Here is a 14,020-nt window from a genome sequence, read left to right on the forward strand (position 1 = left end):
AGGAGGTGGCCCCCTCCGCAACCCGCAAGTCTTTGTACAGTCTTATGGCATCAAGGGCGCCAGATTTAACCCTGCAGTGATGTCGAATCCAGCCATGAGATTGGCGTTGGCCAGCGCCTGACCGGACGCACCGCGGCATAAATTGTCGATGGTGGACGTGATGATCAATCGTTTGGTTCGCGGATCAAGCGTCAGGCCGATATCGCAGAACATGGTTCCGCGCACGTTGCGTGTTTCCGGAAGACGTCCCGGAGGAAGTACGCGTACCCATGGCTTGTCTTTATATGCTGCGGTGTAGAGCGCGTAAATCGATTCGGTGGAGCTTTCGGTCATCATTTTTGTATAGATGGTTGAAAGAATGCCACGGTCAATAGGCAGCAGATGTGGATTGAATGACACCGTCAGAGCGGTATTGGCTGCAACTGACAATTCTTGTTCAATTTCAGGGGTATGGCGATGCTTCCCGAGATTGTATGCCCGGAAACTGTCGTGGACTTCACAAAATAGTGTGCCCACACTCGCTTTGCGTCCGGCTCCCGAGGCGCCGGATTTGGAATCGGCGATAATGTCGCCGGTGGAAATCAAGCCATTTTCCAGGGCCGGTGCTAAACCGAGAATGATCGATGTGGGATAACATCCTGGGTTGGCCACAAGACTGGCTTTGGCGATGTCATCCGCATACCGTTCGGGCAGACCATAGACCGCGGTCTGCAGCAGTTCCGGAAATTCATGCTTCGTGGCATACCAGGATTCATAGGTTGCCTGGTCTTTGAGTCGGAAGTCGGCGGAGAGATCGACGACTTTCAGCCCTTTATCGAGCAGGGATTTGGCGTACCGCATGGCCGTACAGTGCGGCACAGCCAGAAAGACGATTTGACAGGCCGACCCAAGGTCGTCCGCATCAGGTTGACTGACGATAATGTCAGCAATGGGGAAACCGGCAAGGAACGGATACAGTTCACCCAGCGATTTACCGGCTTCGGAACGGGAGGTGGCGCGAACCAACTCGAAATGCGGGTGGACCGCAAGCAGACGAGCCAACTCCATACCGGTATAGCCGGTGACACCCACCAGCCCGACGGGAATTTTGGACATTGCGAATCGCCTCCGAAAATTAGTTGGATTTTTTGACGTACAGCATGCGGAGTTCAAACAGGAGGTTTTCCAACTGTTTTGTTTCCTCGGGGGTGCGATTGCCTTCTGTTTTTTCCTTGAGCATAGACAGCGTATCAATGGTGTGCTTGGCTAGGCCGAGGTCGGTGATAACGGAACCGGTCTGTGGGTCAGGCATTTCGCCGAGATGAAACATTGCGGTCATTCCAAGTGAAAGGACAAAATGGCTCAGGTTAACTTCGGGCAGGCATTGACCACCGTTGTCGTGCAGGCCGGAACCACAATCGCAGTCTTTTGTATTACCTGTGCTTGACGGGGTGTCATGGGGTTGTTGCATAAGCGTCCTCCTTCTCGTGCTCATAAAAACATGGCCGTGCCAATCGGCTGTGTTCATTCAATAAGACATTCACTGGATTTGACAAGCGCCCGCCGGAAGGTTCTCGTTTCCGGCGGACGAGGAGTGATCAAAGTCCGATGCCGTTTTATAATGCCGGAGGACCATCCTCCAAAGCTTGTTCGTAGGCGGCAAGGCCGACTTCCAGAGGGTTGGCGCTTCCGATATAGCCACCGAGCCGTTCGAATGCGCGACGCAATGCGAAAATGCCCGCGGTGACATCGGCGTAATCGACATGCCCCATGTGTCCGACGCGAACGATGTTCTTCTTGAGGTGTCCCTGGCCTCCAGCCATAATGACACCGTAATCGGCAGCGGCAATTTTCAGCAGCTCTCCGGCATCAATGCCGGGTGGCAGCATGACCGACGTCAGTCCCCACGTATAATCAGTCTCGGCAAGATGGTCGAGACGCATGGCCGCGACGGCTTCGCGCGTCATGCAGGTCAGCGCCCATTGTTTGCGGTACACATTTTCCAAGCCAAATGAGCGAAATAACCGGAGCGATTCAGCCAACCCGACAAGCAGGTTAATGGCCGGCGTAAAGAGCGTCTGGTGCTCTAGTGTTTTATTGTATTCGCCAATGAGGTTGAAATAAAAGTTTCGACAGTCCACATCTTTGGCGCGGGCAAGTGCGCGATCGGACAGCGCGACAAATGCCAGGCCGGGCGGCAACATAAGCCCTTTTTGCGACCCGGTGAGCAAACAGTCGATGTTCCAGGCATCCATGGGACAGGGAGAAATGCCGACAGCCGATATGCCGTCGACAACGGCCAACACGTCGCGGCGTGAAGTGAGCGCGGCGATATCTTTGATAGGATGCAGCACACCCGTTGAAGTTTCCGATGCCTGGACCAATACTCCGCGGATATCAGGATTGGCGTCCAGGGCGGCTTCAATGTCGCTGACGGCGACGGCCTTGCCCCACTCCACCTTGAGAATTTGTGTTTCCAGCCCAGCGGCTTGTCCAATTTCAGCCCAGCGTTCACCGAATTTTCCCGCTTCAATACATAAAACGGTTTCGCCGGGATGAAACAGAGAGTAAATGGCAGCGGTCATGGCTCCGGTACCTGAGGCGGTTAAGGACATGACCGGATTCTTGGTCTGAAATAAATATCGTAGCCCTTCTTGAACATCGGCTAAAAGCGCTTTGAAGGGCGGTTTGCGGTGGTGAACCATGTCCTGTGCCATTGCCAGGCGCACCTCTTCGGGAAGAGGCGTTGGTCCAGGGGTGAGGAGTCGAGGTTTTGTCAACATGTGAATCTCCGAGATATGTGCGTGATTGCCGAGGTGGTGTTTCGGGGTGAGAAGGATTGTAGGAGGAAGCGGTAAAAATATCTACCGCAATGTCTTCAAAGCGATACACATTTGTCGTCAGCTTGTGTACACAGTTCGCAGGTAGACATTTCATCAGGCAACAATCAAGCCCCCAGGACAACGCCATGAATGTAAAAATAGTCGCCACACTTGGCCCGGCTTCCATGAATTATGAAACGATGAAGAATATGGCGAAGGAAGGCGTACGTATTTTTCGTCTGAATTTTTCTCACTCCAATGCGACCGTGTTTGAGCCGATTATTGGTATTATTCGTCGTATCGAATCCGAACTGGGCATTTCCTTGACAGCTCTGGGCGATTTGTGCGGCCCGAAAATTCGCATTGGCGAAGTACAAGGCTCTCCGGTGCAAGTCAGCCGAGAAGAGGTATTGTTGCTCGGCCTTCCCGGCAGCAAACCAGAAGACGATGATCGGGTGTTCATTAGCCTGGACATTCCCGAGCTGTTATCCGGTCTCAAGCCCGGCATGCCTGTCAATCTTTCCGATGGGTTGTTACAATTTACCGTGGATGAGGAACTGGTACCCGATTCGCTGTATTCGATGAAAGCCATCAATGCCGGTATTCTGACGTCGAACAAGGGCATCAGTTTTCCGGGGAAACACCATCCCATGCCCGCTCTCACCGATAAAGACATCAAAGACCTTCATGAAGGGCTTGATATCGGTATTGATGCGTTTGCCATTTCGTTTGTGCAGGGGCCCGAAGACGTTGCCATGCTGCGTGACGAAATCAAGAAACACGGCACATGGGTGCCGATCGTTGCCAAGCTTGAGCGGCAAAACGCTGTCGATCGCATTGAGGAAATTCTTGAAATCGCGGATATTATCATGGTGGCTCGTGGTGATCTCGGTCTTGAGTGCAAGCTGACGGCATTGCCGGTGATTCAGAAAAAAATCATTCGCGCCTGCCGACATGCACAGAAACCAGCTATTGTGGCGACACAAATGTTGTTGTCCATGGTGAAAAATCCCATTCCTACGCGAGCAGAAGCCACCGACGTGGCCAACGCGATCATGGACGGTGCTGATTGCGTGATGCTTTCCGAAGAAACCGCCGTGGGACAATACCCCGTGGAAACGGTACGCACCATGGGCGAAATTATTTCCGACACAATCCCTTATTACCTTGAACGCATTCCCACACCGTATGAACCGACGCGTGAACATAATGTTCCCAAATATTTGGCCTATGCCGCGTGTCTCTTAGCCCGCAATGCGAACAGTCCGGCCATTGTCTGCCATACGGGATCGGGATCAACGGCCCGTTTCGTGTCGTCTCGCCGTCCGATTGAACCGGTCTTTGCGCTGACGCCTGACGATAAAGTGAAACGTGCCCTCAATTTTGCATGGGGTGTTATTCCGTTCACCATCGAACCGGTGGGGGAAAGTCATATGCAACGCGTTGAGGATTTTGTGGAAAATTCGGATGCATTCAAAAAAGGCGATCCCATCGTCCTGACAGCAGGACAGCCATCTCCCGGGAATGCCAATCCCGGAACGAACAATATCAAATTGTATTACAAATAACGCATAAAAAACGGGAAGGGGCTCTCCCCTTCCCGCTTCATAACGATTTTTTCTCGGCTTTCTTTTACCATTGCTCCCACCGACACAAATAGCCAAACCGCGTTGCATCTTCTCCATGATCTTTGTGGGATGCGTCTCAATCCACGCACCCGCGTGGGGTGCGACGTGCGCATGCCAAGTTAATGCAACGGACCCGTCTGAAGACATCGCAGGCGGTAATTCGAAGCAATGACGGCTTTGAACCCATTGTGATAAGTTCTGCGTCATTCACGAACTGTGGGCAGCGGAATCACTCGATCCGACATGGGCAAGCGGTCTTTGTGGAATACTCGGTCCTTACTTTCCCGAAAAGTATTCCAGCAACAAGGTGCCGAGCAGTCGGGCCAGCGTTTCTTCGAGGCGCTCTGGCCCGACAATTTTCCTAACCAGCATGCGATAGCTGTCCATTGCCACTTGCATGGCCTCGTCTTGCGCTATTTCAGCCCGGGACTTGCCACGCAAATAGTCAAAGACCAGCGCCATCTCCGAGGCGAAATTCCCGCGCATGACATCCATCAGGCGGCACAGGTTTTCCTCTTCGGATAGGCCGGGATCAACGAGTCCCGTATCCAACCCGGACATGATCTGTCTTGTGCATGCGAGGAACAGTGCTTCCTTGCTCGGGAAGTAGTGATATAGCGCACTTTTGGACACGCCCAGATGATCGGCAATTTTACGCATGCCGGTCCCGGAATAGCCGTGGGCCGAGAAATACGCGGCGGCCCGTTGCGCAAGATTCTGTCTGTAAGCCTCGTGATCAACAATTTTGGGCATCTGTTTTTATCCAATTGGTCGATTATTCATTGACAGGCCTTGCAGTGAAGGTCTACAGCTTGATTATAGACCAAGTGGACTAAATAAGGTAGCTACCACCCTGTCCTCGCTCTGAAACTGGTTTACATACTCGCCGCGATCCTGGTGGTTGGGCCGACCGTGAAAATGGGCTGATCCACTTTCGAGCGCGGGTCTTGGCCCTGTCGAGGCGGTGGCGCTTTTAAGGGTGGCGCTTTTAAGGGTGGTGGTGAGGATCAAAACTGGCTACTGCTGGGCTCAGCGTTGTTGGTCCTGCCGACCTCGGGCCTGTGGATGATGCACGACATCGGATACGGATGGTCAACCGGCTGGCTGATGCTCTCGATCGCTTTCAGCCTGCTTCTGATCCTCGCCTTTATCGTGGGGGAGAAGACCGAGCGGCGACTGCTTGAGATCGCGATAAACGCATCGCAACGCGCTGAACCCGCCTTGCCCGACAACGACGCAACCTTCCTGCAGAGAAAGGCCTCACCCATCGGAACCGCTGCGTTTTTCCTGAGCGTGGTGACACTTTTCCTGATGGTTTTCAAGCCCTTCTGACGGTCCCCAACCTGCGGCGCAACTTGACCGACGCAAACAGGAATTGGCTGGAATCCGCCAGCACACCTGCACCACACGAAAGGATCAATTCATGACATCGCAACATGGCGGAGTCGACCGCGGACATGAGCGCTCTCTGGGAGCCAAGCTGACCTTTGCCATACTGCATGGCGTCATTGTCCTGATCGCCCTCTGGTTGGCCTTTGGCGGATTCGACTGGGCCGACCCCGCCCGCGCCAAGGTTCTGGCGGGATGTGCTGTGCTCTACTGGCTGCGGCATATGGTGACGCTGTTCGTGCTGATGCAGCGCAAGGTGGCGATCTCCGAGGCGCTGGGGCTGAGCGCCTTCATGGCGATCTTCGAACTCGGGATCCTTCTGTTGGGCGCCGGGGTCCTCTCGGGCACGGCCACGCCGTTCGGAACCTGGGACTGGGTCGGGGCCGCGCTGCTTCTGACGGGGTCATATCTCAACACCGGGTCGGAACTTCAGCGTCGCGCCTGGAAGAAGCTGCCATCCTCGAAAGGGCGCTGTTACACGGGCGGGCTGTTCGCCTGGTCCATGCATATCAACTATTTCGGCGATACCGTGCTGTTCACCGGATGGGTCTTGTTCGCGGCCTCACCCTGGGCTCTTTCGATCCCCTTGCTGATGGCGACGATGTTCGTCTTCTACCATATTCCGCCGCTCGATGCCTATTTGGCTGACCGCTATGGTGACGAGTTCAAGGCTTATGCGAAAAGAACGGCGAAATTCATTCCCTTCATCTACTGATTTGAGACGAACGAAAAAAGCATGGCCAAGATCGTTCCTTCACACGGTTGAGAACGCCGGTGCAAAAATCCCCCACTTGAAGCGGCCGGATGATCCGGCTATTGGCCGGAGCAAAATTCCGCCAGTGTTCACCTTCTCGCCTTTGGCAGAGGGCGGGGATGAAGGGCGTGGAACTTTATGGGCGTGTCAGGCGGGCGGCTTTCGTCGAAGGCCTGAGCCGGCGCTGTCCCCGTCAGCGCCAAAGGCACAGATTTGAGGTTGTGATGTAAGCAGGATTTGGGCTTCGTCGTGGTGACGAAGGAACGAATCTATGGACGCCCCTCGCGCAAGGTGTTTTTCATGATCGTACTGACGGCATTGGATGCGTGAATCTATCCGACCTTTGATTGAATCGCTTCGGCTTCCGGCCACGATGGGATCCGCTCGTCTCAGTGCCTTTCAAGATGACCGGCCTTTCATAGCCATCGCTCCTTGCAGGCTGTGAACTGGCGGCCCTTGCCGTTACACCATCGTTCTCTCACCTCACATTCTGTGCACATCCAAGACCTTTGCGGTCTCTCTTGGATGCTAAGCCGCCTTGTCGTTTTCTCCGTTGCGCAAGATTGCCCAGGCAATCCGCGCGGTCTTATTGGCCATTGCCACGAGAGTTTTGTTGTGGCCCGCACGTGTGAGCAGGTCTTGCGCCCATTGTCAGCGCTGATCGTTGCGCTGGGCTGATTCTGATCAGGACGGATCGTGCGCCGTGTATGAGCTGATGGCGCAAGTAATGATTTCCGCGCTTATCTATTCCGCCAAGCCGTGGTTTACCACCCGTCGTGTATTGTCGCGGGACAAACCCGATCCATGCCGCGAGCGCCCGGCCAAATGCGAAGTGGCGACCAACATCGATGGCGGCAATCAGAGCGGTGGCAACCACCGGACCCACTCCGGGACGTGTTGACAGGCGCCTGCACCGTTCATCCTTCCGGCAGATCGCAGCAAGCTTTCGGTCGATCGCAGTGATACGGCATCCAGGGCTTGAAATTCGGCTATGAGCGCATCGAAGTTCTCTGATGCCAATGGGGATATTGGTGCATCCTCGACGGCATTACGGATGTTTTTGCGGAACCGAAAGGCGCCGACAGGAATGACAACTCCGTATTCGGCCAAGAGGCCGCGAATATGATTAATCAGTCCCTTGCGTTGCGTAATGAGCCGGTCGCGCGTTCGATGGAGCATCTGCAGGGTTTCAATCCACGCACCCGCGTGGGGTGCGACTGCCACCTCGGGAGGCCTTGTGTGATGCGGGTTGCGCCATCATTTTCCGCGAATCTTCCTGGGAAAAGAGGATTGCTTGGCATTCGCGGATTGGAGGTCGCGACCAATGCATATCGGCTCTATCGGGAGCGTTTCGTGTGCACGCGACTCTAACGCTGACAGCTGTTCCGTTGTTTCATTGCTATCCATGTGTACAGTCATCTGTTTGAAAATCGCAAGTCCGAGCCTTACGGCAGTATAGTGCGCCTTGAGAGATTTGATGCAACAATACATGAAATTTCAGATGGTTATCTTTTGTCATTTCATGTTCCATGTACTTCCTCCAGATCACCTGCAGCTTCCAAATCCGTTGTGCTCTTATGTGTGTCCATGCTCCTCGTTAAAAAAGGCGATCATCCAAGTCATTGCTCCATACCGCCATCAAGGCCGTTTCGGACCGGGTAAACAAGAAACCCTCGGTTTTTGAGTAAAGGGGTTCATATCAACAAGTATATCCCAATCGTATACGGCGGAGAGCATGTTCGTCGTCAACACAGCATTGGGAGATCCTGTCGCGATACAGGTTCCATTTTTAAGGAGGACGAGAGATTGTCCATAGGTGGATGCGATATTCAAGTCATGAGATATCATGATAATCGTCATTTTGTGGCGTGTACGCATGCATTCCAGCATGTTCATGATGCTCATTTGATGTCCAGGGTCCAGGCTTGCCGTGGGTTCGTCGAGAAGTAAGACTTTGGGGAGACGGCACAAGGCTTGGGCTAACAATGTCCGGCTCAACTCTCCACCGCTCAGGGTGGAGAGTCGCCGTTGCCGCAAATGCGCAACGTTCGTCATTTCCATTGCCCATTCAACGGCATCACTATCTTGCTTTTGCTCAATGCCGAAGAGGCCCAATCGTGGTGCTCGACCGAGCTGGACGACCATTTCTACACTGAACGGGATATCTGTTATCGGAAACTGGGGCAGGTGTGAAACCGTACATGCCAGTTTGGCTGGGGGTATTCCGGCCAACTCGTCTCCGAAGAGTTGAATCGTGCCGGAGTAACCGCGAAGGTGACCCACCAAAGCTCGCAATAAGGTTGTTTTTCCCGATCCATTCGGGCCCACAATGATACAAAAATCTCCCTCTTGAATCGTCAGATCAAGAGGGCCAAGGACGCGTTTGCCATGGATGTAAATTGTCGTTTCGTTGAGTTTGTAGACGGGAATCATGGTCCACTCCGTCTGAGCAAATAGAAAAATGCGGGTGCGCCAACGAGAGAAGTCAAAACGCCCACAGGCATAACGCCTTGTTGTGAAAGAAGGCGTGCTCCTACATCACAAAAGACGAGAAATGTTGCACCGAAGAGAACGGCTCCAGGAACAAGAACTCTATGATCGTACCCAACGATAAGGCGCATGATATGCGGACAGACCAATCCCACAAATCCAAGTAAACCGGTTTGGCTCACCACTGCAGAGGTCATGACGACACTGGAGAAAAGCAACAATCCCGTAACGAGACGAATCCTTACGCCAAGATTTCGTGCTGCTTCGCGGCCAAGAAGGAGAAGATTCATTTTGTGAGATAACAATATTGGAATCACTGCAACCGGCAACACCCAGAATCCTAAGCTGTATGCTGAGTCTAAGTCTGCTGCTGAAGTGTCTCCCATAAGCCATAAGAGCGTTGTTCGCAGCGTATGATCCTGGGCTATAGCAATGAAGAACAATATTATCGCAGAACAAAACGTATTGACCATGACCCCGGATAAAATGAGTGAGGACGAAGAAATGCTTCCTTGTTTTCGGGAGAGGGCTACTGAAGCCCCGAATGCGGCTAACGCCCCGGTAAACGCAAGTGGTCCCGCTCCCCAAAAGACGGGAAGACCAAGCAGCATCCCGCTGATTCCCCCCAACGCAGCGCCTCCAGAGACCCCAAGAATATAGGGATCAGCTAATGGATTGCGCAGCACCGCCTGAAAAACAAGACCACTTAACGAAAGCGCTCCGCCAGCCAAAGCGGCGAGGAGTGTTCGAGGAAGTCGAAGTTTCAACAGAATAGCGTGGGCAATGGGATCGGACTGACCATAACCGAGCAGTGTCTGCACAAAGCGGAGAGGAGATATGTCGCTTGACCCAGCCATAATTCCTGCCACGAAGCCTATGACCAACAGGCAGACCAGGGGCAAGCAGATGACTCCTATCCGACGAAGCAGGCCCGCGTTTGACAAGATCACTGTGAAGCCTTCCCCGCACGGGGAGATTGGGTATGAATCATTTTGGCAAGTTGCTGTATGCCTTGCGCAATGCGTGGGCCTGGTCGATCGAAGAGGTCGGAATCCAGAATATAAATTCTGTCGTCACGCACAGCCGGAACCTCCGGCCAGCTCTGCCATTGCTCCTTTGCTGCTTCGAACTCCCCTTGACCCATTGTGGGAATGAGGATGACCTCAGGCATGAAGACGACAGCCTGTTCTCTGGTCAACTGAGGGTAGCCCTTTATGGATAAACAAACGTTATGACCTCCAGCGATCTCGATGAGTTCGTTGATAAATGTATCGCGACATGCTGTGTACATGGGGGTGTTCCCGATTTGATACAGCACTTTGGGTTTGGGACTGTTGGAGTAGGTTGTCTTCATCCGGTCCATCGTTTCTTGGAGAGTGAAAACTAACGCGGCAGCCCGATCTGAGGCACCAAGCACATTTCCAAGCGTCGTAATGGAGCTCAAAACTGCATTCAATGTGTTACTCTTCACAAGAACAACAGGAAGATTGAATGATTTGAGACGTTCGATGACTTCCGGTGGCGTCATTTCGACTATGCCTAAACACAGATCGGGTTCCAAGGCGACGATTCGTTCCACATCAGGCCGAATATACGTTCCAACCCGCGGCAGTTCTTTGGCTGCTTCAGGATAATTGCTGTAAACGGTGGCTCCCTTCACGACATCACTTCGTCCAAGGGCGTAAACAATTTCCGTCACACTTGGAGCTAAACAAATGACTCGTTGTGGATTTTGGGGGATTGTGATCTCGGCGCCAGTCTGATCGATAACATTTTGGTTTTCTTGGGCTACAGCGAGCCCGAGAGCAAGGAATATTGCGCAACATGAAAGAATAATCGCTTTGATGTGCATCATTTCTTATGTTCTCCACATCAACGACATTTCAAGCGCTTCAATGACGGTTTTGGCAAGCATTTCCCCGAAGGGAACATGTTTACCGCACCAACGCAGCGGAGGACCTTCACCACAAGCAATGGCAACACTATCTGTGCCTGTCCCTGTTGCGATCAGTCCACTGACAGGACTTTTTACCGCCAGCTTTTCCAATACAGCGGCTTTCGCTTCCGTTGTGATCATAATGGCCTCTATCATAGCAGCGTCGGTAAGATTCGCGTTGGTGGCCGCAATGATGTTAATGGTCCCACATGGAAGCGTTGCTTCCGCAGTTGGGTGAAAATCAGCCTTGTCGCCAGCCCGCCGGGCATTGGATAGGCCCGACGTGAGGACGAGAACGAGGGTGATGCCATTTCGGTTACTGGTAGCAATGCGGCAGGATTTCATGGATGCGGCGGTCATCATGCCGATGAAAGGTTCTTTCCACCCGTGTTTTCGGCAATAGGTTGCCAGCGTTTTTTCCGGAGGTTCGTAGGCCGTCGGTGGGAGGTAAGGACTTTCCTTCACCTTAAGTATGCAGCACGAACGCGCACGAGTCATACCGCCCCCCAAAGGCGCAGAGCCGCACGCCCGCCATGTTGCCGGGAGTTCCAGCATAACATGGTCGGGCGTGCGTTGAAATCGCATCCCTTGCAATGCAGGGAGAGCGACAGAGCATGCCGTATTAAAAGGTGTATTCAAGACCAACGGCGAATGTCCTTCCCGGCATGGGGTATCCGTCGACATAACTGTATTGCTCATCCGTGATATTATCGACCTTGACGTAGGCTGACAGACAATCAAGCGGGTTCACGGTGAGTCTGGCGTTCAAGATGAAGAACGGGTCTTTATCTTTGGCTCGACCGTATCGGGGAGAAGAATAATTCCATTCAACGACTTTTTGAGGACCTTGCCATTGTCCGTTGACGTCCAGGCTCACCAAGGAGTCAAAATCAAGCTGTAATCCTGGTGTAAAACTATATTCAGAGAGGTTGAGAATCGTATCTGTACCTCGTGCTTGCTCGATAGACGTATCTTCTTCTCGGCGTTCAAGATACCAAATTCCGTTGATATATGGCGTAACGGAAAGCGTGTGATCTTTAATTTCGAAGGGGTGGGTGTAACTGAGAAATCCCTCTACCCCTGTGAGGCGCCAACCATCAGAGTTGGTCCATGTTTGCCAGGGGGAAGATCCTGGAACAGAGGTGGAGGTAATGGCGTCGTAATACAGGGTGTGAAAAAGCGTTCCATCGAGTTGTAAGCCTTTATAATCAATATTAAAGCCACCCTCAAACGTAGTGGATTGCTCGGGCTTCAGACCGGCGTTGCCAACATAGGAAACGGTCCCCATTTGGTAGCGCCCTGAAAATTTATACGCGTCCGGTGGAGTGAAAGCCGAACCGGCGGAAAGACGTAACGCAAGCCAATCGGTTGTTTGCCAGTTTACCCCAGCCCGCCAGCTGATGTGTTCCATCGTTTTATTTTGGGAAGATACGTCGGAGATAAGGTCATTACTGTGTATGCCCAAGAAGTACTGATCAAAACGAGCTCCACCAATAAAGGTGAAATCTCCGACGGTGATCTTTTCTTCGCCGTAAATGGACCAACTGTCATAGGAACTGTTCGGGGCGTACACGCCGTCACCGTCTCGTTTTTCATAAATGGACATCCACCTGCCGCCCAGTGTGAAGCGACCGAAGGAGAAGGTGGGAACCGTTATCCGACCGTCAAAACCGAATTGATCGGTGACTATTTCTGATTTTTGATAATAGGGCGTATCATTATCTGCATAGTAATGTTCCCCGCCCCAGGCTGCGAGACGCCAGTTTACATCCCACGATGGTGCTTCGCCCTCGTACACCATGGAAAGATATTTCATTGTGTCATCAATGTTCGCGACGCGGGTCGGCGAGTACGTGGGGCCTGGGTTACCCACGTTCCACGCGTTGAAATAGTTTCCTAAAATGTGGAAGGTATGATTCTCGGATGGAGAAATCGTTAACGTCCCGGATGCTGCACCGTCATGATAGGCCGTGTTATCGTACCTATCACCATCTCCCATGTCGTATTGCTCATCGGACGTGACGCGACCAGCCAGAGAATATCCAATAGCCCCGTCTGCCACGCTCCCCTGGATTGATCCCCGAGGCTGTACATGGTTGAAGCTTCCATACTCCATGGAAACTTTGCCGGATACATCACCCTTGCCGCGTTTGGTGATGATATTGATAACGCCACCCATTGCTGAAGCTCCGTACAGTACGGAGCCTGGACCACGCATCACTTCTACCCGCTCTACGTTGTCCAAGGGGATAATGGAAAGGTTACCGGAGCCCAATGGATTACCGTCGACTAAAACGAGCGTTTTCGCGTCTATATTGGCTCCAGGGGATTTATACGTCTCAAATCCGCGTACCCGCATACTTGTATATGCTCCTGGATATTTTATGGCTGTTCCGGGTATCTGTTTGGTAATGAGTTCATCTAACGTGTCCACGCCAAGATGATCGATTTCATCTCGGTCGATGACTTGGACATGCACCGGAAGCTCCTTCTTGGGAGCTGGTTCCGAAATGCCCGTGACGACCATTTCTGGTAATGTTTGGGGGGTATCGCCGCGTTCCGCGGCAAAACTAAGTACGGGAAGCACCAAGAGCGCAATAAGCGCAACAGAAAACAAACGCATAAAAAAACCTCCTGCAAAGTTACAATGCAAGGAGGCTCCGAGGGAAAAAAGGATTCTTCTGACTCCACAATGGAGACAGTCACCTATGTTTTCGGCTTGGCCTCGAAGCCTACAACAGACCTTTCGTAGGCTGGTCTCCCGGCTCGAAGATCATTCTACTCACCACGCCTTCCCATTCCTTCCCCATATGTATAGGGTGAAACAGTGGCAACGTGCGGTTTTCGTCCCTTCTCACGGTTGCGGGCCAGCGCCGGTTTCACACCGGACTTCCCATTTACCCTCAAAAAAATTGAGGACCTACGAAAATAGATATATTTCCCAAAGGGCTTTATAACATGATGATAAACCTGTCAAAATGAATACAATACCTGATTTACCGAAACCAATGCGACCATGCCG

The 14,020-nt window shown here is 52.6% G+C and carries 13 protein-coding genes, 1 pseudogene and 1 riboswitch; of the genes and pseudogenes, 3 read left to right on the forward strand and 11 right to left on the reverse strand.

Features of this window, described 5'->3' with window-relative positions:
• Positions 1-42: 42 nt before the first annotated feature.
• From argC to G451_RS0108175, 3 genes are all read right to left on the reverse strand, one after another.
• Positions 43-1,095 carry an N-acetyl-gamma-glutamyl-phosphate reductase gene (gene argC / locus G451_RS0108165; protein WP_027183861.1) on the reverse strand — a complete coding sequence of 351 codons (1,053 nt, stop codon included), beginning with the start codon at positions 1,093-1,095 and terminating at the stop codon, positions 43-45.
• Between the two features lie 19 nt (positions 1,096-1,114).
• Entirely contained in the window at positions 1,115-1,450 is a 336-nt protein-coding gene (locus G451_RS0108170; RefSeq protein ID WP_084448450.1) for a DUF1844 domain-containing protein, read from the reverse strand.
• Between the two features lie 145 nt (positions 1,451-1,595).
• Complete coding sequence (locus G451_RS0108175; RefSeq protein WP_027183863.1) at positions 1,596-2,762, reverse strand: pyridoxal-phosphate-dependent aminotransferase family protein; 1,167 nt, start codon at positions 2,760-2,762, stop codon at positions 1,596-1,598.
• A gap of 185 nt (positions 2,763-2,947) precedes the next feature.
• On the opposite strand from G451_RS0108175, the gene pyk reads away from it, so the two are divergent.
• On the forward strand, positions 2,948-4,369 hold the full coding sequence (gene pyk, locus G451_RS0108180) for a pyruvate kinase (protein ID WP_027183864.1): 1,422 nt from the start codon (positions 2,948-2,950) through the stop codon (positions 4,367-4,369).
• A 336-nt stretch (positions 4,370-4,705) separates the two neighbouring features.
• Here the strand turns inward: pyk and G451_RS0108185 are convergent, their stop codons facing one another.
• Positions 4,706-5,182, reverse strand: a complete 477-nt coding sequence (locus G451_RS0108185; RefSeq protein WP_027183865.1) for a TetR/AcrR family transcriptional regulator — start codon at positions 5,180-5,182, stop codon at positions 4,706-4,708.
• Between the two features lie 270 nt (positions 5,183-5,452).
• Here G451_RS0108185 and G451_RS0108190 point away from each other — a divergent pair, with 270 nt between their 5' ends.
• Both G451_RS0108190 and G451_RS0108195 read left to right on the forward strand, forming a co-directional pair.
• Positions 5,453-5,761 (forward strand): DUF2269 family protein, encoded by a 309-nt coding sequence (locus tag G451_RS0108190; protein WP_281171554.1) that lies wholly within the window; start codon positions 5,453-5,455, stop codon positions 5,759-5,761.
• A gap of 91 nt (positions 5,762-5,852) precedes the next feature.
• Positions 5,853-6,533: a DUF1295 domain-containing protein gene (locus G451_RS0108195; RefSeq protein WP_027183867.1), complete on the forward strand. Its 681-nt coding sequence runs from the start codon at positions 5,853-5,855 to the stop codon at positions 6,531-6,533.
• A gap of 724 nt (positions 6,534-7,257) precedes the next feature.
• On the opposite strand, the pseudogene G451_RS32495 reads toward G451_RS0108195, so the two are convergent.
• The 7 genes and pseudogenes from G451_RS32495 to G451_RS0108235 form a co-directional block, all read right to left on the reverse strand.
• Positions 7,258-7,464, reverse strand: a pseudogene (locus tag G451_RS32495) (transposase); the annotation flags it as partial.
• Complete coding sequence (locus G451_RS34550) at positions 7,431-7,796, reverse strand: hypothetical protein (protein WP_169727845.1); 366 nt, start codon at positions 7,794-7,796, stop codon at positions 7,431-7,433. The pseudogene G451_RS32495 and the gene G451_RS34550, both read right to left, overlap by 34 nt.
• Positions 7,797-8,210: 414 nt before the next feature.
• The gene (locus G451_RS28370) at positions 8,211-9,005 is read right to left on the reverse strand and encodes an ABC transporter ATP-binding protein (protein WP_034641350.1); all 795 of its coding nucleotides are present in this window, start codon (positions 9,003-9,005) and stop codon (positions 8,211-8,213) included.
• Positions 9,002-9,964: a FecCD family ABC transporter permease gene (locus G451_RS0108220; protein ID WP_156921555.1), complete on the reverse strand. Its 963-nt coding sequence runs from the start codon at positions 9,962-9,964 to the stop codon at positions 9,002-9,004. The genes G451_RS28370 and G451_RS0108220 overlap by 4 nt, the downstream gene beginning before the upstream one ends.
• Positions 9,965-10,008: 44 nt before the next feature.
• Positions 10,009-10,917: an ABC transporter substrate-binding protein gene (locus tag G451_RS0108225; protein WP_051261293.1), complete on the reverse strand. Its 909-nt coding sequence runs from the start codon at positions 10,915-10,917 to the stop codon at positions 10,009-10,011.
• A gap of 3 nt (positions 10,918-10,920) precedes the next feature.
• Complete coding sequence (locus G451_RS32505; RefSeq protein ID WP_169727846.1) at positions 10,921-11,637, reverse strand: adenosylcobinamide amidohydrolase; 717 nt, start codon at positions 11,635-11,637, stop codon at positions 10,921-10,923.
• On the reverse strand, positions 11,621-13,621 hold the full coding sequence (locus G451_RS0108235; RefSeq protein ID WP_027183874.1) for a TonB-dependent receptor plug domain-containing protein: 2,001 nt from the start codon (positions 13,619-13,621) through the stop codon (positions 11,621-11,623). The genes G451_RS32505 and G451_RS0108235 overlap by 17 nt, the downstream gene beginning before the upstream one ends.
• Before the next feature lie 111 nt (positions 13,622-13,732).
• Positions 13,733-13,937: riboswitch (cobalamin riboswitch) on the reverse strand.
• Positions 13,938-14,020 lie beyond the last annotated feature (83 nt).

Origin of the sequence: Desulfovibrio inopinatus DSM 10711 (assembly GCF_000429305.1) — a bacterium.
GTDB classification, from domain to species: Bacteria; Desulfobacterota; Desulfovibrionia; order Desulfovibrionales; family Desulfovibrionaceae; genus Alteridesulfovibrio; species Alteridesulfovibrio inopinatus.